This is a genomic window from Ruegeria sp. HKCCD7559, from assembly GCF_013110575.1.
Taxonomy (GTDB): domain Bacteria; phylum Pseudomonadota; class Alphaproteobacteria; order Rhodobacterales; family Rhodobacteraceae; genus Ruegeria.
In genome coordinates, this window is sequence record NZ_WVQU01000003.1 from 329,770 (window position 1) to 353,266 (window position 23,497).

20 protein-coding genes and 2 tRNA genes are annotated in these 23,497 nt (G+C 56.5%); 6 read left to right on the forward strand and 16 right to left on the reverse strand.

Features of this window, described 5'->3' with window-relative positions; genetic code table 11:
• Positions 1 to 23 precede the first annotated feature (23 nt).
• Genes GS605_RS12140 through GS605_RS12150 form a run of 3 tightly spaced genes read right to left on the reverse strand, consistent with a single transcriptional unit; the run spans position 24 to position 3,014 of the window.
• Positions 24 to 986, reverse strand: a complete 963-nt coding sequence (locus GS605_RS12140) for a tripartite tricarboxylate transporter substrate binding protein (protein WP_171724143.1) — start codon at positions 984 to 986, stop codon at positions 24 to 26.
• 49 nt (positions 987 to 1,035) lie between these two features.
• Entirely contained in the window at positions 1,036 to 1,506 is a 471-nt protein-coding gene (locus GS605_RS12145; RefSeq protein ID WP_171635715.1) for a tripartite tricarboxylate transporter TctB family protein, read from the reverse strand.
• Entirely contained in the window at positions 1,503 to 3,014 is a 1,512-nt protein-coding gene (locus GS605_RS12150) for a tripartite tricarboxylate transporter permease (RefSeq protein ID WP_171724144.1), read from the reverse strand. The genes GS605_RS12145 and GS605_RS12150 overlap by 4 nt, the downstream gene beginning before the upstream one ends.
• 114 nt (positions 3,015 to 3,128) lie before the next feature.
• Between GS605_RS12150 and GS605_RS12155 the strand changes: the two genes are divergently transcribed.
• Entirely contained in the window at positions 3,129 to 4,154 is a 1,026-nt protein-coding gene (locus tag GS605_RS12155; protein WP_171724145.1) for a LacI family DNA-binding transcriptional regulator, read from the forward strand.
• A 1,013-nt stretch (positions 4,155 to 5,167) separates the two neighbouring features.
• On the opposite strand, the gene GS605_RS12160 is transcribed toward GS605_RS12155, so the two are convergent.
• Positions 5,168 to 5,243 (reverse strand) — tRNA-Thr (locus tag GS605_RS12160).
• Between the two features lie 145 nt (positions 5,244 to 5,388).
• On the opposite strand from GS605_RS12160, the gene GS605_RS12165 reads away from it, so the two are divergent.
• A complete protein-coding gene (locus GS605_RS12165; protein WP_171724146.1) occupies positions 5,389 to 6,294 on the forward strand; it encodes a hypothetical protein in 906 nt (301 codons plus the stop codon).
• Between the two features lie 268 nt (positions 6,295 to 6,562).
• Here the strand turns inward: GS605_RS12165 and GS605_RS12170 are convergent, their stop codons facing one another.
• From GS605_RS12170 to GS605_RS12185, 4 genes are all read right to left on the reverse strand, one after another.
• Positions 6,563 to 7,282 carry an alpha/beta fold hydrolase gene (locus tag GS605_RS12170; protein ID WP_171724147.1) on the reverse strand — a complete coding sequence of 240 codons (720 nt, stop codon included), beginning with the start codon at positions 7,280 to 7,282 and terminating at the stop codon, positions 6,563 to 6,565.
• A complete protein-coding gene (locus GS605_RS12175; RefSeq protein WP_171724148.1) occupies positions 7,279 to 8,820 on the reverse strand; it encodes a proline/glycine betaine ABC transporter permease in 1,542 nt (513 codons plus the stop codon). Before GS605_RS12175 ends, GS605_RS12170 begins: the two co-directional genes overlap by 4 nt.
• Entirely contained in the window at positions 8,817 to 9,872 is a 1,056-nt protein-coding gene (locus GS605_RS12180) for a glycine betaine/L-proline ABC transporter ATP-binding protein (protein ID WP_171724149.1), read from the reverse strand. Before GS605_RS12180 ends, GS605_RS12175 begins: the two co-directional genes overlap by 4 nt.
• 67 nt (positions 9,873 to 9,939) lie before the next feature.
• Complete coding sequence (locus tag GS605_RS12185) at positions 9,940 to 10,905, reverse strand: glycine betaine ABC transporter substrate-binding protein (protein ID WP_171724150.1); 966 nt, start codon at positions 10,903 to 10,905, stop codon at positions 9,940 to 9,942.
• A 268-nt stretch (positions 10,906 to 11,173) separates the two neighbouring features.
• On the opposite strand from GS605_RS12185, the gene GS605_RS12190 reads away from it, so the two are divergent.
• On the forward strand, positions 11,174 to 12,058 hold the full coding sequence (locus GS605_RS12190; RefSeq protein WP_171635733.1) for a LysR family transcriptional regulator: 885 nt from the start codon (positions 11,174 to 11,176) through the stop codon (positions 12,056 to 12,058).
• A 53-nt stretch (positions 12,059 to 12,111) separates the two neighbouring features.
• On the opposite strand, the gene GS605_RS12195 is transcribed toward GS605_RS12190, so the two are convergent.
• Together GS605_RS12195 and GS605_RS12200 are read right to left on the reverse strand one after the other, a co-directional pair.
• On the reverse strand, positions 12,112 to 12,819 hold the full coding sequence (locus GS605_RS12195; protein ID WP_171724151.1) for an aspartate/glutamate racemase family protein: 708 nt from the start codon (positions 12,817 to 12,819) through the stop codon (positions 12,112 to 12,114).
• A 3-nt stretch (positions 12,820 to 12,822) separates the two neighbouring features.
• A complete protein-coding gene (locus GS605_RS12200; RefSeq protein ID WP_171724152.1) occupies positions 12,823 to 13,836 on the reverse strand; it encodes a D-cysteine desulfhydrase in 1,014 nt (337 codons plus the stop codon).
• Positions 13,837 to 13,958: 122 nt separating this feature from the next.
• On the opposite strand from GS605_RS12200, the gene GS605_RS12205 reads away from it, so the two are divergent.
• The 3 genes from GS605_RS12205 to GS605_RS12215 all read left to right on the forward strand — a co-directional run bounded on the left by GS605_RS12205 (position 13,959) and on the right by GS605_RS12215 (position 19,321).
• Positions 13,959 to 14,882, forward strand: a complete 924-nt coding sequence (locus GS605_RS12205; RefSeq protein WP_171724153.1) for a LysR family transcriptional regulator — start codon at positions 13,959 to 13,961, stop codon at positions 14,880 to 14,882.
• A 126-nt stretch (positions 14,883 to 15,008) separates the two neighbouring features.
• On the forward strand, positions 15,009 to 16,346 hold the full coding sequence (locus tag GS605_RS12210; protein ID WP_171724154.1) for a serine hydrolase: 1,338 nt from the start codon (positions 15,009 to 15,011) through the stop codon (positions 16,344 to 16,346).
• A gap of 182 nt (positions 16,347 to 16,528) precedes the next feature.
• A complete protein-coding gene (locus tag GS605_RS12215) occupies positions 16,529 to 19,321 on the forward strand; it encodes a bifunctional aconitate hydratase 2/2-methylisocitrate dehydratase (protein WP_171724155.1) in 2,793 nt (930 codons plus the stop codon).
• Positions 19,322 to 19,514: 193 nt separating this feature from the next.
• On the opposite strand, the gene GS605_RS12220 is transcribed toward GS605_RS12215, so the two are convergent.
• The 6 genes from GS605_RS12220 to GS605_RS12245 all read right to left on the reverse strand — a co-directional run bounded on the left by GS605_RS12220 (position 19,515) and on the right by GS605_RS12245 (position 23,483).
• Positions 19,515 to 20,036 carry a GNAT family N-acetyltransferase gene (locus GS605_RS12220; protein ID WP_171120616.1) on the reverse strand — a complete coding sequence of 174 codons (522 nt, stop codon included), beginning with the start codon at positions 20,034 to 20,036 and terminating at the stop codon, positions 19,515 to 19,517.
• The gene (locus tag GS605_RS12225; RefSeq protein ID WP_171724156.1) at positions 20,033 to 20,587 is read right to left on the reverse strand and encodes a helix-turn-helix domain-containing protein; all 555 of its coding nucleotides are present in this window, start codon (positions 20,585 to 20,587) and stop codon (positions 20,033 to 20,035) included. Before GS605_RS12225 ends, GS605_RS12220 begins: the two co-directional genes overlap by 4 nt.
• 118 nt (positions 20,588 to 20,705) lie before the next feature.
• Positions 20,706 to 21,722, reverse strand: coding sequence for a Fe(3+) ABC transporter substrate-binding protein (locus GS605_RS12230; RefSeq protein ID WP_171120613.1), 1,017 nt, complete (start codon positions 21,720 to 21,722; stop codon positions 20,706 to 20,708).
• Positions 21,723 to 21,918: 196 nt separating this feature from the next.
• The gene (locus tag GS605_RS12235; RefSeq protein WP_171724157.1) at positions 21,919 to 23,079 is read right to left on the reverse strand and encodes a sialidase family protein; all 1,161 of its coding nucleotides are present in this window, start codon (positions 23,077 to 23,079) and stop codon (positions 21,919 to 21,921) included.
• A 113-nt stretch (positions 23,080 to 23,192) separates the two neighbouring features.
• The gene (gene ykgO, locus GS605_RS12240; protein WP_005648635.1) at positions 23,193 to 23,318 is read right to left on the reverse strand and encodes a type B 50S ribosomal protein L36; all 126 of its coding nucleotides are present in this window, start codon (positions 23,316 to 23,318) and stop codon (positions 23,193 to 23,195) included.
• A gap of 90 nt (positions 23,319 to 23,408) precedes the next feature.
• A tRNA-Val gene (locus tag GS605_RS12245) sits at positions 23,409 to 23,483 on the reverse strand.
• Positions 23,484 to 23,497 lie beyond the last annotated feature (14 nt).

Consider the following 23,497-nt stretch of genomic DNA (forward strand, 5'->3'; position numbering starts at 1 on the left):
ATCCTGTGCCACTGCTCAAATCGTTACAGACCCGCCAGAAGCTCTTGCAGGGTTTCCTGACGTGCGGCCCACATCTGTTGAACCTCTTCGCGGGACATGACGTGCATGGGTGATCCACCGGCTTTCATTTTTCCTGCCACCCGCGCGTTTTTGAACATTTCCGGGACTGTAGCGGCCAGTTTGTCGATGACCTCTGGCGGGGTGCCCTTGGGGACCATGACGCCGCGGAAATTCACGCTGGCATTGTCGATGTCAAAGCCTTGCTCTTTCAGTGTGGGGACGTCCGGCAGGAACGCGCTGCGTTCCAGATCGAACACGCCAAGGATTTTGACATTTCCGGCTTCCTGTGCGCGGAACGCATCGGACAGGTTGTTCACGCCGCCCATGACGTCGCCTGCAATCACGGCTTTCATGGCCGCCGCACCGCCGCCCTTGGTCGGGATGTACGCCATTTTGACCCCGGCTTCCTTCTCAAGCTGCAAAGCGGCGATGTGGTGCCCGACGAACAGGCCCGCACCCGAAAAGGTCAGCTTCCCCGGGTTTTCCTTGGCATAGTTCACCACCTCCTGCATGGAATTGAAGGGGCTGTCCTTGGCCACGACGAATACCGCAGGATCCGCCCCCCAGTTGGCGATGGGCTCAAAGCTGTCTGCCGAATATTCAACGCCGCCCTTGATCGACTGGGCGATGAAATGCGGGATGTTGTAAGCCGCCAGCGTATAGCCATCAGCCTCGGCCTGTGTCGCAAACCAGTTCCAGCCGACACGGCCACCGGCCCCCGGCTTGTTGATGATCGCGATGGGCATTCCAAGCGCGTCTTCATTTCCCGCAGTCATGGTGACGATGCGCGCCTGAAAGTCGGTGGCGCCACCCGCACCGTAACTGACCATCATCATGATCGGGCGTTCGGGGTAGTCCTGCGCGACGGCCGCGCCACCGGTCAGGGACATCAGCGCCAGTGCAGCGCCTGCCAGTAGATGTTTCATTTCAGATCCTCCCTTGGATTTGCGTAAGCCGCTTTTCGCGCGGTCTTTTTCAGAAAAATACTTCTCGTGGCGTGTAAACTTTGAGGAGCATGGCGAAGAGCCCATACATTACGGCCAAATACCCGATCGTGATGATCACACGCCTAGTCCAGGTTTTGATTTCGCCATGCGGTGCAGGGTCATAGAAGCTGAGCAGCAAGAAGAATGTGATCGTTCCGGCGGTGTAAAACCCAAGCGCCTTGGCGGCCCAAAAGATGTAGATGAGCGCGATAATCAGTCCTGGCAGAAGCCAAATGAAATCCTTGCGCGAGACGCCGTTGCCCACCTTGGTCCAGCCCAGAAGCGCCTTGGCAAACGTCCACAGGGCCAGAACGACAAACACAGTCGAAATCAGGCGTGGGAACAAGAAAGCTTCGGCCGGTTGCTGGGTATAGCTGACCCATGCCACCCAGATCCCGACGGCAGCAATGACGCCGGACGCCACAATATGTTGCGCGCGTGGAAGACTGACGGAACTCATGCCATGATCTCCTCTTTTGATGTGTAGCGACGATTGCGAAGCTCCATCCAGACCGAATAGGCGATCGAAGCGATGACGATTGCGATCAGAACGATATTCAGCGTTCCGGTCAGGAAATAGCTGGCCATCCCTTCGCTGGCCCCTGCAATCATCGAACCTTGAATGAAGTTCGCCTCGGCAATCGGGCCAAGGATCAGGCCAAGCACCAGTGGCGCAGCTGAAAAGCCAAAACGCTCAAGAAAGTACATCATGATGCCAAGTGCCGCCATGACATAGACGTCGCCCATGCTGGACTGTACCGAATAGCTTCCGAAGACAGCCAGGCCCAGAACAACTGCGGCCATGACGCTCTGCGGTACCTGCGCCACCCGGGCGGCAAGGCCCGCGACATAAAGACCGAAGATGCACATCAACACCTGCCCGATCAGCATCGAATTTATGAAGGTCCAGGCAACATCCGGGTGGTTGTCGAAAAGGTCCGTGCCGGGAAAAATCCCGTGGATCAACAGGCCGCCCAGCAGCACCGCCGCAGTCGGCGACCCCGGGATCGAGAGCGTCAAAAGCGGAACAAGGCTGGGGCCGACCATGGCGTTGTTCGCGCTTTCCGCTGCGATCACGCCTTCGCTGTGGCCCTTTCCGAATTTCTCGCGCTCGGGACTGAACTTCTTGGTCTGGTCATAGGCGACCAAACCCGCGATCTGTCCACCGACGCCCGGGATCAGCCCGATGACCGAGCCGGTAATGGTGCCGATGCTCAGCGCCCTCGGGCGGCGCAGAAGCTCACGCACCGCATCCATGATCGAGTGCTTTTCGACTTCGATCACTTCGGCATTTGCCGTGTTGCGGCCCTTGGCGAACATGGTCAGGACCTGAGGAATTGCAAAAAGCCCGATGAGCGCGGCGATGATGTTGATGCCGCCACCAAGCGCCGGGTGGAAGATGAACCGTTGCGCGCCCATGATGTCATCGAACCCAATGGTCGCAAGCCAAAGACCGATGCATCCCGACAGCAACCCTTTGACAACGGATGCACTATCCAGCGATCCAATGACGGTTACGCCCAGGATGGCGAGCCAGAACAGGTGGCTTGGTCCAAAGGCCAACGCCCATTGCGCAAGAACCGGTGTCAGGAAGATGAGCAGAAGCACTCCGATCACCCCCCCAACGGCAGACGCCAGAAAGCTCAGCTGCAACGCCTGTGCGCCCTTGCCCTGCTTGGCCATCGTATGCCCATCCAACGTCGTGGCGATGTTTGCGGGCGCTCCGGGAATTTTCAGAAGGATGGCGCTGACCGCGCCGCCGGCGACCGTCGAGGTATAGGCCGCGCCAAGAAGGATCAGCCCCTGAACGGGTGCCAGATGAAACGTGAATGGGATCAGCAGGGCCACGGCCATGGTGGGTGACAGTCCGGGGGTTGCCCCCAAAATCAGCCCGCCAATCGTTCCCAAGAGCAACAGCCCGAACGAGACCGGTGTGAAGACATCTCCGAAGTAATACAGAAATTCCACGTTGCATCCCTGTGTTTGTTTGCGCGTTGACATTTTAGGCTAAGAGATGAAAATAGTTTTGCAAATGTTTTCATAAATAGCCTCGATCGAATGAAAGTTGTGAATAAAAAACATATGGATAAGCCGGATATTGTCGCTGTCGCAAAGGCTGCCGGTGTTTCCATCTCGACGGTTTCGAGAAGCTTCAATCACCCGGAATTGCTCAAGCCGGCGACTCGGAAAAAGATTGACCGGGCGGTGCAGAAGCTTGGTTATATTCGCAACCGAGCCGCGCAAGTCATGCACGGCCGACGCAGCGGAACTGTCGGGCTGGTGGTGCCGACAATCGACAACGCCATCTTCGCTGAACTGATCCAATCCTTTTCGGATGGGCTGGACCAGCATGGTTTCACGATGTTGATTGCTTCGCACGGGTTCGATCTGGAGCGCGAATACAAGATGCTGCGCAAACTGATGGAGCATCGCGTTGACGGGCTTGCGCTTATCGGGCTTGAACACTCGGAATCGACGTATCAATTGATCGAACAACAGGGTGTTCCGACGATTGCAATCTGGAACTATGACGATGAAGCGCGATTGTCTTGCGTGGGTGTTCAGAATTCTGAAGCTGGCCGTTTGTCCGCACGCCACTTGCTGGATTTGGGACACCGCGACATAGGTTTGATCTTTCCCGACCCTGCCGGGAATGATCGCGCATATGACCGGTTGCACGGCGCCTTGGAAGAATTGGGATTGGAACGGATTGAGGTTCCCGAACAATGGCGCCTGGAAGCCCCCTATAGCATTTTGGAAGCCAAACGCGCCTGCATAAGCTTGTTGGATCATTCACCACGTCCTACCGCTATTTTATGCGGCAATGACATTATCGCTCAGGGCGTGCTGTACGCAGCAAAACACTGCGGTGTGCGTGTTCCTGAAGACCTGTCCGTCATGGGAATCGGAGATTTCAAAGGCTCAAGCGAAATCGAACCGTCCCTCTCGACCATTCGCATCCCAGCCAAGCGCATTGGCGCCCTGTCCGCAGAATTGATCACAAGCATTGTCGCAGAGCATTCCGAAAAGATCACGACGACCAAGTGCGACCTGAAAGTGCTGACCAGGGCATCGACGTCCACCCCATCAGGAGCGCCGTCCAGATAAATCTCGGGACTTCCTTAACCGAAACAAGTTCCGAGACCTGTATTTTGGACCGGGCGGTGTCGAAACATCAGCGCCGAAAGTCTGTTCTTCTGGTTTGTTGCCAATCAAATACCGATTTTGAGAAGGTCGGTATTCCGCGTCGACCGTGTTTTGCGCTTGTCGAAATACGCTCAAAGAAGTCCCTTGACCGAACATCTGGATCGCAGCATCGCCCATGACTCTTGAACGTTCGGCGCGGGGCTGTTCCGAGGCCACTTGATCTTTCTGAAGCGGCCAATCCATCAATCTTCGATCAGTGAAGAATCGTCGCCGTCGTTCGATGTTCTTTCGCGGCTTCCTGCCTTTCTGGATCGCCGTGGGCTCTTGGGAACATAGTCGTCGTTCAACGCTTTTTCGACCAGCCAAGTCGCGTGGTGATCCGGGAAACCATGTGGGTTTCAATGCGCCCTTTCTGGATATGAAAAACCGTTGGCCGTCGTCCCACTTCTGACAAAAGTCTTCTTGGTCGTTGATCAGATATGATGGGGCTGACCCAAAGGCTGACAAAGCTCGGATTACTTTGGCGTCGAACTTGAGATCAAGAAGAGTTTCGGCCGAAATCTCATAGTCGACAATCAAACTGTTGGTGACGACAAGCAGCTTACCGTTGATCAGATGAACCCATTCCTCGACGGGATTCCCTTTTCGCTTCACAAAAAGGGAGCAAGAAGCTGAGGCCCTTGATCAAATCCGACGGCAAGGGAAACCTCTCTTCTCCCAGTCAAATCGACTGGACAGGCTGAGAGTACGGAATCGTGTTTTCCCACCTACTGAGCAAAGATGCCCCCTGTACGGCGGAACGCTAAAGCCCTGATGTAGCGGGATTTTGGCGCACCCTGGAAATTTTTCACTGAGTCGCCGGCACGTTTAAACGACGGGGCAACGAAACCGCGAACGTTAGAAAAACGTTTGAAAATTCGAAACGCACATCGCCGGCGATGCGAAATTATTTGTTCATTTTCAATGATTTCAAGTGGTGCCCCCACACGGACTCGAACCGCGGACCTACTGATTACAAATCAGTTGCTCTACCAGCTGAGCTATAGGGGCACTGGCTGTCGATTACTTCCTCTGGCAGTGGACTGCAAGCCTGAATTTTAGCCCAAACTTAGACATTGCCCGATTTCCTGAGAACGTGCAAAAAACGCTGAATTCATCCGTTGCAAATATCTCGCGTGTGGTAACGGACGCGGCTATGCAGAAAAGCCAAGGGGTAAAGGAAAAAATGCAGGTTGCCATCCACGCCGGTGTTGCCTTTTCGGATGAAGGGCTGGTGATGTCCTCGCTTGGTGCGAACAGGAGCGTACTGGCCAAGTACCGAACTGCGGTTCTGGGGCCGCGTCGGTCCCGGCTATTCGTCAAAGTGATGTCTGAATCGATTTTGCAGGATGTATCTGATGCAGACGCACGGAACAGATTGTCCGAGCTTGTTGCCGGAAACCAGAATCTGGACCGCGTTGTTGTGTCGAGCGACAAGTTCTTTGGCCCCAGGCGCACCGCGCTGCAAGACGGCCAGATCTATCCGTTTGCGGGGAATAGAACGGCCCATGCGGACACTCTGCTGGACGGCGTGCAGGTTCAAGTGTTTGCAGGGCTGGTGAACCCCGGGGTTTTTATTCCAAAGATTCTGGCCTCGATCCATGAGGACCATCGGCGGGACATTCTGGCCAGCACCGATTTAAGCTGCCTCAGCTGGCTTGGCATGATCGAAGACCTGCGGGATCTTGCGCCTCAGGTTCAGCTCACCTTGTGGGAACACGAGAATTCGCCGCTTATCTGGGGCGATATCATCCGCGCCATAGCGGGATTGCCTGATGAGGCTGTGCTTCATGAAGAGTTTGCATTCCTGTCCTCACTTTTGACAGAAGCCGGACAACGTCATGTATTGGACATCGTGAGAAAAGGGGACGCCATCGATCCCGGCCGCCGACGTGAAGAGATGGCAAATATTCTGGACGAATACGCCCGACCGGAGCAGATCGAAGAAGAGCTCGACTTGCCGGGCTGGAATTCCGATATAGTTGAAGCGTTCACAGAGCTTTACGAGCAAGATCTGGCCACGATCCGGTCCATGCCGGACGTCCGTGTTTTGCAAATCTGATCGATTTGCGCAGTGCCGTTGGATTGGGTGCACAACTGCGCGAAGGAAACTTTTTCGACGATTCAAGCGTGAGGGCAGGAACGCATGCCAATTTGAGGCCCTGCCGAATATCAGGCCAGGAACTGGTGGTCTTGCGGCGACGCGTTGATATGTAAAATCCGGCCGATCAACGGATTAATCTGACGGACCATGGCGTTCGACCAAATCGATCATCCGGTTTGCCGCGGAATGGCAACATCTGACCGGTTCAATTGTTTGGCGCAATTCATCAGGCAGCAAAGTAGTCTCGCAATATCCCGTTGAACAGCTCGGCTTTTTCCAGATGCGTCGCATGTGCAGAGTTTGGTATCACCGCGAGGTTTGCATTCGGGATGGATTGCCACAACTGTTCCGTCTGACTCCATGGGTAGGTGCGATCACGATCCCCCCAGATAATCAGCGTCTTGGTCTTGATTGCCGGCAGGTTTTCAGCGCCGCTCCAGGAGTGCATCGCATCCAATCCAGCGAGCATGGCCTTCAGGTTGCTTTTCTGGGCTATCGTGGCGCAAAGTTCATATTCCAAAGCATTTTCGCGTTCGAGAAACCAGGTTGCCGCAATCCGCCGCGCCGTCACTTTCGGCCCGTCTGCACAGGCACGGGTTTTCGAGGTGTCGATGGTCTCAAACCGCCCGGGCAGCACACCGACGGAGCCGGTGCCATAAAGAACCAAACGGTCAATACGCTCGGGCGCACGGGCAACCATTTCCTGCGCGACCATTCCACCCATCGAGTGACCAACCAGGTGGAATGTCTCGATGTCGCGCATCGTCAGCTCATTCAGAGCCCAGTCCGCGAATCCCGAGATGCTGCAAAACGCGTCACGTTGCGCATTTTCGCCAAAACCCGGCAGATCCAGCGTGATGACATCGTAACCTTTCAGGGCCTCGACCTGCCGCTGCCATTGCCGACTGCCGCCCAGGAACCCGTGAACAAACACGATGGGTGTCATTTCCGGCCGCCCTGTACAATCCGATCGAGGATCATGGCACAGAACAGGATTGAGAACCCCGCAAGAATACCCTGGCCCACATTCGCGTATTGCAACGCTTCAAGAACATCCTCGCCCAGCCCTTTGGCACCGATCAGAGACGCAACAACAACCATTGCCAGTGACAACATGATTGTCTGATTGATCCCCGCCCGGATCGACGGGCTTGCCAGCGGCAAGTCGACTTTGGTGAGCAGGTACCATTTGTTGGCGCCGAAACTGATCGCCGCCTCGCGCACGCTTTCGGGCACGCCACGCAAGCCGAGAACGGTCAGGCGCACCACGGGCGTACCACCGAAAATCATCGTGACCACAACCGCCGCCGGCTTGCCGACACCAAAAAACGCGATCACGGGGACCATGAAAACAAAGGCGGGCATGGTTTGCATGAAATCCATGATCGGCTGGATGAAAGCGTAGAACCGAGGGCGACGCGCCGCGAACATGCCCAGTGGAATTCCGATGACAATCGACAGGCATGCCGCTGTCCCCAACAAGGCCAGCGTGGTCATTGCGCCCTCCCAAAAGCCCAACAGCCCCATATAGGCCAGAAACGCGCCCGAATAGATTGCCGTGCTGACACCCGCAGTCAGCCATGTCAGCAGAATGATGAGACTGGCGATCACGATCCAAGGCGTCTGCACCAAGATGACCTCAAGCGCGTCCAGCAGGGTACGGATGCCGAATGTCAGCCCGTCAAAGAACGCTTCGCTGTTGCGCACGCACCAGGCGATGAAATCTTCCACCCAGGTGATGCTGGTCAGGCGGATATTGGGGTCTGTCGGGAAATGGCTGAGCAACGAGAAACGCCCAGGAAAGCTGTAATGCATCATCGCCGCAGCAACGATCAGCGCCATGAAGATCGCGCTGAACACGATCTGCGATACCGGCATTGCAGATCGGATTAAACGATCTGACAGCCATTCCGAGAAACGCGACTCGAGCGCCCAATTTGCCACCTGAGACTGAACAAGCTTGACGATGATCAGAATGATCAGGCCGGTCAGAACAATGTAAGGACCTTCAGCGGCCATTGCTTCGGCTTCGGCGCGGATGCCGCCTATGTTTTCCTCGAGCGAGTCCACCGTTCGCTGATAGACATCGATCTTGTCCGAGTTGTTTTCGATGGCAGCGGCCAACTGCTGACGGCGCAGCTCAAGCGTCCCTTCAATTGACGCGATGCGTTCCATTGCCTCGGCCGCCAGGTCGCCGAACAACCCGCGCGCGATCTGCACATAGGCTATTGTTTCCAGGATCAGAAATGGCAACGCCCATGACCACAAGCCCCGCGCACCGAACCAGACCGGGCCAAACAACCCGGCCATCAGATTGAAAGTCGGCGTAAAGCGGGACGACGCGCCGATCTTGTCGAAGTTGCGGATGTAATAGTCGGGGCTGGTGCGAACAAAGGCCCGGATGTTTTCGCGCCGCTCTTCGGCATATGCCTGGGCTGCTTCGCTCTCGGTATCTTCCAGCGGGTTCACATCTGAAGACCTCATGACACTTCGGTTCCTTCGATCACGGTGCGCAACAGATCGGCACGGGTTATGACGCCAACATCCTCGCCGCCGTCCTCCACAAGGATCGCGCTGTCGGTGTCGATTGCCAGATTGATCAGCGTGCTCAGGTTTTCGCCTTCATTCACACGCGGGGCATCCGAGGGCAGAGGACCGTGGGTCGCGACATATTCCGGTATGGGCCGCATGACCGCGTGGGCACGCACCACCTTGAGCCTTGAGATACCCGCCACGAAATCGGCGACATAGTCGTCGGCGGGGTTCATGACGATGTCTTCGGCCGTCCCGATCTGCACCACCTTGCCGTCGCGCATGATTGCGATCCGGTTCCCGATGCGGACGGCTTCATCCAAATCATGGGTGATGAAGATCGTCGTCTTTTTCAGGATTTTGCTCAGTCGAATGAACTCATCCTGCAATTGCCGACGGATCAACGGGTCCAACGCCGAGAACGGTTCGTCCATCAACAACACATCCGGGTTCGCTGCCAGTGCCCGGGCAAGGCCCACACGTTGCTGCATACCCCCGGACAGCTCGTGTGCGAATTTCGATCCCCAGGCTCCGAGTTCGACGATATCCAGAATAGCCGCGGCCTGACGCATGCGTTCATTTTTGCTGACCTGCCGGATCTCCAGCGGCATTGCGACATTGTCCAGCACAGACCGATGCGGCATCAGCGCAAAGTTCTGAAACACCATGCCAATCTTGTTGTTGCGAAACTGCTGAAGCTCTTTCGGGCCCAGGGCCATCACGTCAGTGCCTTCGATTTCGATCTTGCCTGCGGTGGGTTCCAACAGCCGGTTGAAATGGCGAACCAGAGTGGACTTCCCGCTGCCTGACAGGCCCATGATGCAGAATATCTCGCCCCGGTTGACCGAAAGACTGACATCCGCGACGCCGACAACGCAGTTGTATTCCGCCAGCACCTGGGCCTTGTCCAATCCACGGTCGCGGATTGCCTGCAGCGCCACCTCGGGCCTGCCCCCGAAAATCTTCCAGACATTTGAGATTTCAATAACGGTGTCGTCGCTCATAAGTCCCCCAGAGGTGCGCATTTGGGTGGCGCCGTCCATTGCCGCCACCCTGTTTTGGGACGAAAGATCAGAGACCCAGCCAGGCGTCGACACGATCCGGGTTTGCTTCGACCCATTCACGGGCAACGTCCGCCGGGTCGCGGCCCTTGCCGCTGATCTCATAGGCGAACCCGCTGACATCATCCGCCGTCAATGCGAAATTCGCCAAGAAATCGGCAATCGCCGGAGAACGCTCTGGCAGCGTGTTGGACCACGCAATCTGCACGTTCTTGAGCGCGTCCTTGGTCGCAACATTGGATTTGTTGTACCAGTCCGGGTCATCAGACGGTTGGACCATCACGTATTTTGCCGGGTCGAATTGTGGCTCGGTCAACATCTGGACGTCGAACATGTACCAGACAGCATGCGGCTTGTAGCAATAAAAGGCGTAGCCTTCGCCCTTGGCGATGCTGTCCTTGATCCGCGCGGTTTTCACGCTTTCCTCGGCGCGTATCGGCTCAATGAAATCAAGCAGGCCGTAATCGCGGGTTTTGACTTCGTTCACGTTGGCCGAAGCCCAACCTGGCGCGCCAATCCACATTTCACCTTTGCCATTGCCGTCACTGTCCATCAATGCGGCCACATCCGGGCGGCCCAGATCGGCGATGTCGGTGATGTTGTTGGCTTCACCAAAGTCTTTGCTGACGCAGAAACCCTGATTACCCTCGTAGGGGTTCGATGACAGAGTGACGGTGCCCGCTTCGTCCACATATTTCTTGGTGAAGCTTTCCTGGTTGGGCAGCCAAACGTCGGGATGAACGTCGATATCGCCCTTGCCCTGATCCATCGCCTGAAAGATCGTGGCGTTGTTGCCGGGCACATATTCCACTTTGCCCCCGATGCGCATTTCCACTACCGCGCCCAGCACATGGGCAATCGCTTGTGCACCGGTCCAGGATGGCACGCCGATTTTCACCTCTTCGGCTGCGAAAGCCGGTACAGCGCAGACGCTGACCACAGCAGCCATCCCCAGCTTTTTCAGATTGGTTCTCATGGTCTTCTCCTCTGTTGAATTGCGCCGTGGTTCGGCGTCGTTCTTTCCGTCGTTCGATTTTCCCGTCGCGCAATAGGGGGGCGCCAACATGCCTTTGGCGACACATTCGGACGGAAGGCTGAAACAAGACCAACCGCCAGACCCTGCCCGGAAGTCTAGAACAGGAGCTTTTCCGAGAGCCAATTCGAACATTTCATCAAACTATTCTTTTTCTGCATAATTTTCTGTATCCTTGCTGAAGATGCTCTTTCACAAGCGGGGATACGCATTGGATCTGAATTGGTTACGCGATTTTGAATGCCTCGCCCGGACCTTGAACTTCACCCGTGCGTCTGATGAACGTAACATCACGCAATCCGCATTCAGTCGCAGAATCAAAGCGTTGGAAAGCTGGGTGGGGCTGCCTTTGGTCAATCGGGCAACCTATCCGGTGCAATTGACCGAGGCCGGCAAACAATTCCTGCCTGTTGCCCAGGCGGCAATTTCACAGCTGTCTGAATCCCGCCAATCCCTGCGGGACGCCGACCGGGGCGACAGTCGGTTCATCCGGTTTTCGGTTCTGCACACCATTGCGGTTAATTTTTTGGCGACCCGCATAGAAGAGTTGCAGAAGCAGATCCCGGAATTGCGCACGCGCGTCCTGTCCGATTCTCTGAGCACCTGCTGTGATCTTTTGGTCGAAGGCGCGGTGGATATCCTGCTGTGCTACTATCACCATACTGTCTCGCCCATGATCGACGAAACCGCGTTCGAGCGTAAGGATCTGTTGAAGGACCGTCTGATACCGGTGGCTGCCGCACAGCCGGTTCGGACACTGGGTTGGGATTTGTCCCGGCAGGATGGCCCGCCGATCCCTTATCTGGCCTATGACCGATCGTCCTTCTTGGGCATGGTCGTTGAAAACACCGTTGACCGGAAACCCCAGAATACCGAAACGATATATGTCGATAGCCTCGTCGAAACGATCAAGCGAAGATTGATGACCGGCAGCGGATTTGCCTGGATGCCCGAAACGTCGATCTCGGCGGAGCTGGATCAGGGGTTGCTGGTGCCGATCGGTGACGATGCATGGTGTGCAACGTTGACGATTTCAGCCTTTTCCAATCCGGCCAGCTTGGATCAGATCGCGCACCAGCTTTGGCAGCGTTTGTGACCGGACGGATTCGTTTTGGAGCACCGACCGGCCGTTGAACGGAAAATGCGCCTTTACCTCGTATGCCGGCCCGTCTGAGAAAAATTGACGATCGCGCGGACCAGCAGATCGATCGTATCCACTGCATTGGCGTCATCCGCGACGCTGTCGGCAATGAGAGAGAACTCTGAGCAAGCGACAAACTGCAAGCCCGCCCCCGCCTTGACCAAGGCCCTTGAGGACGCTCGCAACGTTTCGCGCGCCTTGTCGCTTTGGCCGTTGACCTTGATCGCGCGGATCGCCGCCAGCATCGCGTTGTCATCCGTTGGCCAAACGGTTGACAGCCCGCGCGCGTGCAGGGCTGTTTCGAAAAGACAAGTACGGCGCACCGCCGGAGAAGCGAGCACACCAACGCACCCACCCTTCCCGAGTGTCCCGACGGCGTGATCCGCGGCCAGTTCAACCATGTTCAACAGCGGAACGGTCACGGCATCGGTGATCGCCTTGGCATAGTGATGCGCCGTGTTGCAGGGCATTGCCAGCGCCACGGCGCCGGCATCCTGAAGACGTCGCGCCATCGCCGCCAGTGTCGGCCCCGGATCTTCGCCCGCCCCTTCGATCAAATGCGCGATCCGTGACGGGACCTGAGTGTTCATGTCGATCAAAAGCGGAATGTGGTCCCGGTCGTCGCTCACCGGCACAGCCTCGACCAGCTTGCGCTGGAGGAGGATCGTTGCCTCAGGGCCCATGCCGCCAAGAATGCCGATGGGGCGCAGTGTCATTGCTCAGATATTCACCCAGCGGTATTTGTGATCGAAGGCAAAGTCATACCCCGCCAAGGCCGCCGCGCCACCCGTGTGAAGGAAAACGACCCGCTGGTCTTTGAATTCGCCTTTGCGCGCCAGATCGATCAGGCCCGCCGCACCCTTGGCCGAGTAGCAGGGATCCAGAAGGATACCTTCCAATTCGGCAAACATCTGGATCGCTTCGATGCCGCTTTCAGTGGGCAGGCCATAGCCTTCGCCGACATAGTCGGTATTGGCCATGACATCTTCACGCTTTACCACGCCCGCGCACCCCAGCTTTTCGGCGGTCTTGCAGGCGAGGTCGTACACCATCTGTTCCTGCTTTGGCCGAGGTGCCCTTGTCCCGATGCCAAGCACCGGCACCTGCGCATTCATGGCGCACATTCCCGTCACCAAACCTGCCTGCGTACCGGACGACCCGGTTGCATGTACCAGCCGGTCAATCCGCAATCCGCTGTCATTGGCCTGACCCAACAGTTCAAAGGCCGCGTTTACATAGCCCAGCGCCCCGGTCGGGTTCGAGCCGCCGCCAGGAATGACATAGACATTGCGGCCTTTTGCCCGTTTCTTCGCGGCAGCCTTTTCCATTTCGCCCGGCATATCGTGACCCCCGGGAAACTTCTGGGTGGTCGCGCCGTGCAAGTGGTCCAGCAGGACATTGCCATTTGTATTGTAGTTGCCATCTTGATAGCCGGTGCGATCTTCCAGAAGAATATGGCAATCAAGGCCCAGCTTGGCGGCAAACGCTGCGGTTTGTCGACCGTGGTTGGTTTGAGTGGCACCTTGCGTCATCACCATGTCGGCGCCCTGCGCTTCCGCTTCGGCCATCAGAAATTCCAGCTTGCGGGTCTTGTTGCCGCCGGTTGACATGCCGGTGCAATCGTCGCGCTTGATCCAGATTTCCACCCCCAGTTCTTTGGAAAGCCGCTTCATCGGTTCAAGCGGTGTCGGAAGATGGGCGAGGTGAAGGCGGGGAAAGCGCGCAAGATGCATGTCACAATTCCTAATATTTATTTTCGTCAATTTACGCTGTGTGTTGCCGCTCTTCCAATTCGAAATTCAGTGAGTATGTTGCAAAAATTGCATATTAGTGAGGTCTGGGCTATCTGATTCACATGCGTTTGGAATGGATCGATGACATATTGGCCGTGCTGGACAGCGGATCGCTGACGCGCGCCGCGGAAAAACGGCTGCTGACCCAATCTGCCTTTACCCGTCGGGTGCGGCTCATCGAAGGCAGTATCGGAGCGACCCTGTTTGATCGTCGCCGCAAACCCGTATCCCTAATGCCGGGCGTTCAGGCGTTGGAACCTGAACTGCGCGAGCTGAGCGCGCGTCTGCACAAACTGCGTCACAGTTTGAAAACAGAAAGCGATCAGGCCAGCCAGTCTTTGTCGCTCGTGTGCCAGCATGCGTTGACGACAACCGTCTCGCCGAAAGTGGTCCGGATGTTGACCGAAAACAGCGATATCTCGGTTCAGGTGCGATCGGGGAATCAGGACGAATGCCTGTTGCAACTGATCTCGAAAGAAGTCGATTTCGCGATCATGTACGCGGCATCGGACGGTGGGGTGCAGAACCTCGAAAGTGCGTTCGAGGCGAGGACGCTTGGTGCCGACACATTGATCCCGGTATGCGCACCGGCAATGCGCGGGGAATTGGATGGCAAGACTATTTCTGCGATTGTCTACCCGCCTGATGTTTTTCTTGGGCAAGTGTTTTCCCGATTGATTGCACCGCGTTTGCCCGACGAAACCAGACTCGTGGCCAAGGCCGAGACGGCCCTGACGCTGGCGATGCTGCAATATGCCGTGAATGAAATCGGCGTTGCCTGGTTGCCCTATTCTTTGGTCGCCACGCCGCTTGCTCAGGGGCAGCTTGTAAGCGTTGAAGAGGTTCTGCCTGCGCAGGCGCTGACAATAAGAATGGTCCGTTTGACCGAAGCGAAGCCAGAGTTCAGTGAACAGATTTGGCAACGTCTTGCCGGGCAATCGCAAAGCTTTTGGTTGTCGCCGGATCAAAGCGACGAGGCGACTTGAGCAGTTCACCGAGAAAGGCGCCGAGTTTGCGATCAGCATCGAAAGAATACGCAACGGAATAGTGGCAAAACCGAGCTGGATGTATCTAACCTGTGCTGAAAAGACAGCAAAAGGGCAGGTCAGCGGATGTTCAGTAAGGTATTGAAAACGGGTCTAGGTGTCGTGGTTCTGGGCATCGTGGGGCTGCTTGGTTATCTGCTGATCGCCCCGCCCGATTTGTTGAAAGTGGGCACGAATTACTCGGCTAAGATTGTCTGTTCAAACGTTTTCATTGCCGGACGTGATCCGGAAGAGGTCCTTGCGGTGGATGTGCAGGCCCCGGGGCATCCGCTGCTCAAACATGTTTCGATTGAGGTCGATCGAGAGGCGCAGACTGTTCATGCGCGGCTCTTTCGGTTCTTCGCGCCCGCCAGGTCGCAGTTCCGGCAGGGGCTTGGCTGCACCAACGTGCATGCTACATCCCTGAGTGCGCAAGGGCTTGAGGCTGCCAAGCCCGCGCCGACAGGGCTTTGGCCAAGCGGAAACGACGTTGCGCAGTCTCATGATTCCAAATTTCAGGCCGTCTTGTCGGATGATACGCTGCTTGGCGAAGGATACCGCGCCGTAGTGGTGGTTCAAGGCGGGCGTATCGTGGCCGAACGCTATGCGGAAGGGTTTGACGCCGACACACCGTTGCTGGGCTGGTCCATGACCAAGACGGTGACGGCCGGGCTGATCGGAACGTTGATCAAAGCGGGTCAGATGAATGTATCGGACACCCTCGTCGACAGTTTTCCCGAATGGGCAGAAGACGCAAGGCGAGACATTACTGTTGCGGACATGCTGGCAATGACAAGCGGTCTGCAATGGAATGAAGAATACGGAGACGTGTCAGACGTGACCAGGATGCTGTATCTCAGCGATGACATGGCCGGTTTCGCTGCCGACCGTGCACTGGAAGCCGGCATTGGAACCGACTTCAACTATTCCTCCGGCACGTCCACCGTGTTGTCCCGGGTGTGGCAGGACAAGCTGCCCGATGGCGGTTTGAGCTATCCTCGGGATGCGCTTTTTGAACCGCTTGGCATGGCTTCGGCGATCATCGAGACAGATGTCGCCGATACATTCATCGGATCCAGCTATATGTACGCCACGGCCCGAGACTGGGCGAGGTATGGCCAGTTTCTGCTGCAAAAAGGGGTTTGGGACGGCGCACAGATTTTGCCCACAGGTTTTGTGGACTGGATGTTCGGACCCGTTGCGGCGTCTGGCGGTGAATATGCCAAGGGTCATCTCTGGTTGAAATCGCCGGGCGACCTGCCACCGTTTGAAGACGCGGTTTGGTTGCAAGGGCATGACGGTCAGTCCATCGGAATTTTCCCGTCGCGTGACATGGTCGTCGTGCGGATGGGGCTTACACCTTCACGGGTGGGCTATTCTTCTTTGCCCTTGGCGAAAGCGCTTATTGCGGCTTTCGGGGGGTAGGGGATCGAACATTCCCATCGACGCACCGCCCGACATTGCGGCGGGCATCGCCCGTAGGGCAGGACACTGGGTCGCAGATCGGCATCTTGCACGTCGGTACGCTTTGGTATACCGCCGCATACAAATTCAAGGTGCCGGGCTTTCACGTGGCCCGGTGCATCAGCTAAATGGTCGGAACCGTCATGAGCCTTTACACAGAATACCTGAACGAAATCGAGACGCGCAAAGAACAGGGTCTGCACCCCAAACCCATCGAAGACGGTGCCCTTTTGCAGGAAATCATCGGGCAGATCAAAGATACGGGTCACGCTCATCGCGCCGATTCACTGAACTACTTCATCTACAACACGCTTCCGGGCACAACCAGCGCCGCAGGTGAAAAGGCGCGCTTTCTGAAAGAGATCATCCTGGGTGAAGCGACGGTTGAAGAAATCTCGCAGGATTTCGCGTTTGAATTGCTGTCGCATATGAAGGGCGGCCCATCGGTAGAGGTTCTGCTTGATCTGGCGCTGGGCGATGACGCAGAGATTGCGCAGAAAGCGGCGGCAGTTCTGAAAACCCAGGTGTTCCTGTACGACGCAGATACCAACCGTCTGAAAACAGCCTTTGAGGCCGGGAACGCCTTTGCCAGTGACATTCTGGAAAGCTATGCCAAGGCCGAGTTCTTTACCCGGCTTCCCGACATCGAAGAAGAAATCAAGGTTGTGACCTATGTGGCGGCCGAAGGGGATATTTCGACCGATCTTCTGTCGCCCGGCAATCAGGCGCATTCGAGGTCAGACCGTGAATTGCACGGCAAGTGCATGATCTCACCCGAAGCACAGGCCGAGATTCAGGACTTGCAAAAACAGCACCCGGACAAGCGCGTCATGCTGGTTGCTGAAAAAGGCACGATGGGCGTTGGATCGTCGCGCATGTCCGGTGTCAACAACGTTGCATTGTGGACCGGAAAGCAAGCCAGCCCTTATGTTCCTTTCGTGAACATCGCGCCGGTTGTTGCCGGTACAAACGGGATTTCACCGATCTTTCTGACCACCGTCGGCGTCACCGGCGGGATCGGCATCGATCTCAAGAACTGGGTTAAGAAAGTGGATGCCGACGGCAATCCGATCCTGAACAATGACGGCAATCCTATCCTCGAGCAGAAATATTCCGTCGAGACAGGAACGGTACTGACCATCAACACCAAGGACAAAAAGCTGTACAATGACGCAGGCGACAAAGAGCTGGTCGATCTGTCATCATCCTTCACGCCGCAAAAGACCGAGTTCATAAAGGCCGGAGGATCTTATGCCATTGTCTTTGGCAAAAAGCTTCAGACATTCGCGGCCGAGACGCTCGGTCTCGAGGTGAAATCCGCTTTCGCGCCGTCCAAGGAGATTTCGCATGAAGGGCAGGGCCTGACGGCGGTTGAAAAGATATTCAACAAAAACGCGGTTGGCGTGGCCGAAAGCAAAGTTCTGCATGCGGGCTCGGACGTTCGGGTGAAGGTCAACATCGTCGGTTCGCAAGACACCACCGGCCTGATGACGGCGCAGGAACTGGAAGCCATGGCGGCGACAGTGATATCGCCCACGGTTGACGGTGCCTATCAGTCTGGCTGTCATACTGCTTCGGTTTGGGATTCCAAGGCGCAGGCAAATATCCCAAAACTGATGAAATTCATGAACAACTTTGGCCTGATCACCGCGCGTGACCCCAAAGGTGTTTATCACTCGATGACAGACGTCATCCACAAGGTTCTGAATGACATCACCGTGGATGACTGGGCGATCATCATCGGTGGCGACTCGCATACACGTATGTCCAAAGGCGTCGCGTTTGGTGCAGACTCGGGTACTGTTGCACTGGCGCTGGCCACTGGCGAAGCTACCATGCCGATCCCGGAATCCGTCAAGGTGACGTTCAAGGGCCAGATGGCGGATCACATGGATTTCCGCGATGTGGTTCACGCCACCCAGGCGCAGATGCTGAAGAAATTCGGCGACAACGTGTTCCAGGGGCGGATCATCGAAGTTCACATCGGCACATTGCTGGCGGATCAGGCATTCACCTTTACTGACTGGACGGCCGAGATGAAGGCCAAGGCGTCGATCTGCATCTCAGCGGATGACACGTTGATCGAATCTCTGGAAATCGCGAGAAGCCGTATTCAGATCATGATCGACAAGGGAATGGATAACGAAGCCCGGACACTGCAAGGTCTGATCGACAAGGCCAACGCTCGGATCGCGGAAATCAAGTCGGGTGAAAAGCCGGCCCTGAAACCGGATGAAAACGCCAAGTATTTTGCCGAGTTGGTGGTTGACCTAGATGAAATCAGCGAACCCATGATCGCCGACCCGGATGTCAATAACGCCGATGTATCAAAACGTTACACCCACGATACGATCCGGCCGGTTTCCCACTACAAAGGGGAAAAGAAGGTCGATCTGGGATTTGTTGGATCGTGCATGGTGCACAAGGGCGATCTGGTCATCGTCTCGCAGATGCTGAAAAACATCGAGCAGGAGAAGGGCACAGTAGAATTCAAGGCCCCGCTGGTCGTTGCTGCGCCCACCTACAACATCATCGATGAGCTGAAAGAAGAAGGCGAGTGGAGCATTCTTCAGAAGTATTCAGGCTTTGAATTCGACGATCTGTTCCCAAAAAGCAAAGCGCGGACGGAATACGAGAACATCCTGTATCTGGAGCGTCCGGGATGTAACCTCTGCATGGGCAACCAGGAGAAAGCGGCAAAGGGTGACACTGTGCTGGCCACGTCCACACGACTGTTCCAAGGCCGTGTTGTTGAGGACGCGGCGGACAAGAAAGGCGAATCCCTGCTGGCATCGACCCCGGTGGTCGTGCTGTCGGCTGTTTTGGGCCGAATGCCGACCGCCGAGGAATACAAATCGGCCGTGAAAGGTATCGACCTGACCAAATTTGCGCCTCCGATGGAAAAGCCCGCAGTTACGAAGTCAGCGCATTTCTAAACGCAAGGCACAAAGTTGATTGCCCGGTCATCCCTTCAGGTGGCCGGGCGATTGAGTTCCGCTGTGTTCAGGCCTGGTTGCAGCGCACGCCGCGAAAAAGCGCGGCATGGGAATGCCCCGGACCTTTCGCACGACTTCGCGTGGACTGCTGGGGAAAATCCATGATCCACGGTCATGCGGTCGCTGTTTGGCGTCAGGCTGACAGCTCTTTATACATGTAAGTCGTGGGTTCCAGTCTGGTTTCGAACGGGTTCCGGCAATAGTTCGGAATTTCCCCGGCGATCTGAAACCCCAGGTCCAGATAAAGCAATCGAGAAGGATCGGTGCTGCGGGTATCAAGAACCAGCATCGTGCGCTCCAACTCTGTCGCTCGTTGAAAGAGGGCTTCCATCAAGGCGCGGCCAAAACCGCGCCGTCTGGCGTTCGGGTGCACCAGAAGTTTCGCAACATCAGCGCGGTGCGGTTGATTGGGCATGGTCGCGGGGATCAGTTGCACCGTGCCCTGAATGCGCCCGTTGTCGTGGAGGGCAAACAGCTCCAACGCACCGGATTTCAGCTCAGGCGGAACATTTTGCAGCCAGTAATTTCGTGCGTCACTCTCGGTAAACGGAAGGACAAAGCCTATGCTGGCCCCGTCATGCACACAGGCGTGGAGGATTTCCGCCAGATCATCCACTGCCGCGCTGAAATCGAGATCGGTCAGACGCGAGATCATATCAGCACCAAAAGATAACGCGCACCGCGAGATGCCCCGGTTTCGAACCGGGTTGGGCCCGACAGGTGATAGCGCAGGCAATCTCCGGCGCTCAGCGCATGGGGGGTTCCGTCAACTGTCAGTGTCAGTGCGCCGTCGATCAGGATCAGATGGTGTTCCTGCCCGGATTTGGGCGGCGCCTCGTAAGTGATGACCGTATCGCGCGGCAGGTGGCATTCCACGACCTCGGCGTTCAAGCCGTTTGCTGGCGGTGAAACTGCACGGCGGGTAAAGCCGGTTTCGGGATCACGCCATTCGGTCTGGCGTTCAAACGCCACCTTGGGGTCAAAGCTGTCTTCGACCATCATCAAAAGCCGGGACATCGGCAGGTCATAAGCGGCACAGAGGCGGCCAAGATTCTCAGCGGTGGGGCTGACCTCTCCTTTCTCCATGCGGGACAGCGTGGCGCGGCTGATTCCGCTGTGGGCGGCCAGTTGATCCAGGGACCACCCGCGCCCGTGGCGGAGATCGTTCAAACGGACGGCAAGGCGGTTTGAGAGGTTGTCGAGCATGGGTCACAAATGAGAAAAATTTTCAATTTGGGGAAAAGTTAAATACAAAATTCGATTTTGTAAATGAAAAAGGCGCAGAAACTCCGCGCCCTTCGCAAGCTCTTGATGAGGTGGTGGATTATTTCCAGCCGACTTCGTTAAAGATTTTCTGTGCTTCCGGGATGTTCTTTGCGACCTCCGACAGGTTCACGTCGTCAGCTTTGAACTCACCCAGGGCCTTTACCGATTCCGCCAGCTCAACACTCTGTACTGCCGGGAATTCGTCATTGCCCGCCGAGAAGTACTTCTGCGCCTGATCGCTTGCCAGATACTCGAGGAACAGGATTGCGTTTTCCTTGTTCGGCGCGTGTGCCGCGACGCCACCGCCCGACAGGTTCATATGCGCACCATAGCTGTCCTGATTGGGGAAGACCCAGCCGATCTTGTCGAGGTCAGAGGACAGGCCTTTGACGTCTTTGCGGATAGCCCGTGCATAGTAATAGGTGTTCGATACAGCGATGTCGCATTCACCCGAAACGATGCCACGCAGCTGGTCGGTGTCACCTCCCTGCGGGTCTCGGGCCATGTTGGCGACAACGCCTTCCGCCCAGGATTTTGCAGCTTCGGTACCTTCATGTGTGATGATCGAGGCGAGCAGGGTCTGGTTGTAGGTGTTGGTCGAGGACCGGATGCAGATCAGGCCCTTGTATTCCGGCTTGGCGAGGTCTGCGTAAGTGGCCGGCGGATTGGCAACGTTTTCTTTGTTGTAAAAGATGATCCGACCGCGCTGTGAGAAGCCGAACCACTGGTTGTCTTCGTCCTGAAGGTTGGCGGGGATGCGCTCCTCCAGGGTTTCGCTGTCGATGGCTTGCAGAATGCCCGCATCTTTGGCACGCGCCAGGCGAGACGTGTCGACCGTCAGCATGATATCCGCCGGAGAGTTCGCGCCTTCGGCTTCCATGCGCGCGATCAATTCATCCGCCTTGCCTTCGATCCGGTTGATCTTGATGCCGGTCGCTTCTTCGAAGTCCGTGTAAAGACGTTCGTCAGTGTCATAGTGGCGCGACGAATAAAGGTTCAGCTCGCCTTCAGCTGCGGCTGATGTTGCGATCAATGCCGACAGAGCGGCGGCCAGGCAGGTTGTGGATTTCAGCATAGTTTGCCCCAACAATTGAATTTCGCGTCGGTTGATAACCCGACTGATTTGCTCAATTATACGATTCTCAGCGAGATGCAAGAAAATCCGACAGATTTACTCGGTCAAATGAGCGCAGGCACCCTTGCGAGCCTTGTTGGGGGCGGGCGCGAGTTGTGTTGAACGGAAAGATCCGCGTCACACGGCAGTGTCTGGATCACTCACGATCAAGCACCTCAACTGCAAGGATCGTGGGTAAATGGCGCGCGACTTCCGTCCATGTGTCCCCTTCATCAACACTGGCAAAAACCGAGCCGCTGTTGGTCCCGAAATAGATACCGGCGGGGTCTCGGCGGTCTCCGGCCATGGCCTGTCGCAGAACAGTGAAAAAACAGCTTTCTTGCGGCAAGCCACGTCGCTGGTCTTGCCATGTTGCGCCTCCGTTTGTGGATTTCCAAACTGCCGCGGCGGCATCCGGTGGATAGCGCCCGATGCTGTCTCCGTTCAAAGGCAATGTCCAGATCGTGTCCGGATCACGTGGGTGCACATGAATCGGAAATCCAAAGGTGGATGGCAGGCCTTCGGTGATGTCATCCCAACTGCGCCCTCCGTCGGCCGAGCGCCAAACACCGTGATGGTTTTGCTGGTACAGCAAATCCGCGGTTCCCGGAGCTTGAACCATGTTGTGGACGCAATGACCGGTTTCACCATCCCTGGGGGCAGCGGGATGATCATGATGCGTGCAAGATTCGGCGTTGGACAATCTGTTGCGCCGCTCCCAGCTTGCGCCACCATCCTCGGTTGCAAACACACCCGCAGCGGAAATGCCGACCCAGAGCTTTTTCGAATCATTTGGGTCAGTCACGATTGTATGCAGGACCAGCCCCGCACCGCCGGGATTCCAATCGGGTGCCGAGGGGTGGTTTGTCAGGCCCTTAAGCGTGTCCCATGTCCGACCATTATCGTGGCTGGCTAGCAGGCGGGCCGGTTTTGTGCCTGCGTACAACGTTCCATGTTGATAACGCAAAGACCAGACCTGCGAAAACTCATCGGCGAATGGTGCGGGTTCTCCGGTCCAGCCGATCATCTGGGCAAAATCCTGGTCGTTGGCGGCCCACTCGTCCATTTGACCCTTGGTGAGTTTTGCGACCTGCCAAGTCACACCGCCGTCTTCGGAACACCAGACTCCGGCGCCATGCCAGTCACCACCGCCCCCGGCCCAAATCGTGCCCGTTTCCTTGTCGCCGATGACGTGGTTGATCGGCCATCCTTCACAATGCGGGCCCGTCACTTTCCAATCTGACCTGTTCTGATCACCAGAGATAATGAACGTTCCCTTGGTCGTTCCCACCAGTACGTCGATGCCGTGTTCGCGCATGGGTTTCACACTCCGCAATGTCGAAGCAAGGGTAGCACGTCGGGCGCACAGGTGCAGAAAACAAAAAAACCGCGCTCAAGAGCGCGGTTTTCTAAAACGGTGTTTTGCTGTTCTCAGCCCTGGCGAGCTTTGAACTTGCGCTGCGTCTTGTTGATAACGTAGACGCGGCCTTTGCGACGCACAACACGGCAGTCGCGGTGCCGATTCTTGAGCGAGCGGAGCGAGTTCTTGACCTTCATGGTCTGTCTCCAATCTGCGGCGCCTTCATCAAGGACGTGGCCAGCGCCTGGGTTACTCGGGTGTCCCGGATCTCCGGAACAGTGAAATCATGGTGGGCGGTACAAGGATCGAACTTGTGACCCCTTCGATGTCAACGAAGTGCTCTACCGCTGAGCTAACCGCCCACTTTCCCTTTGCG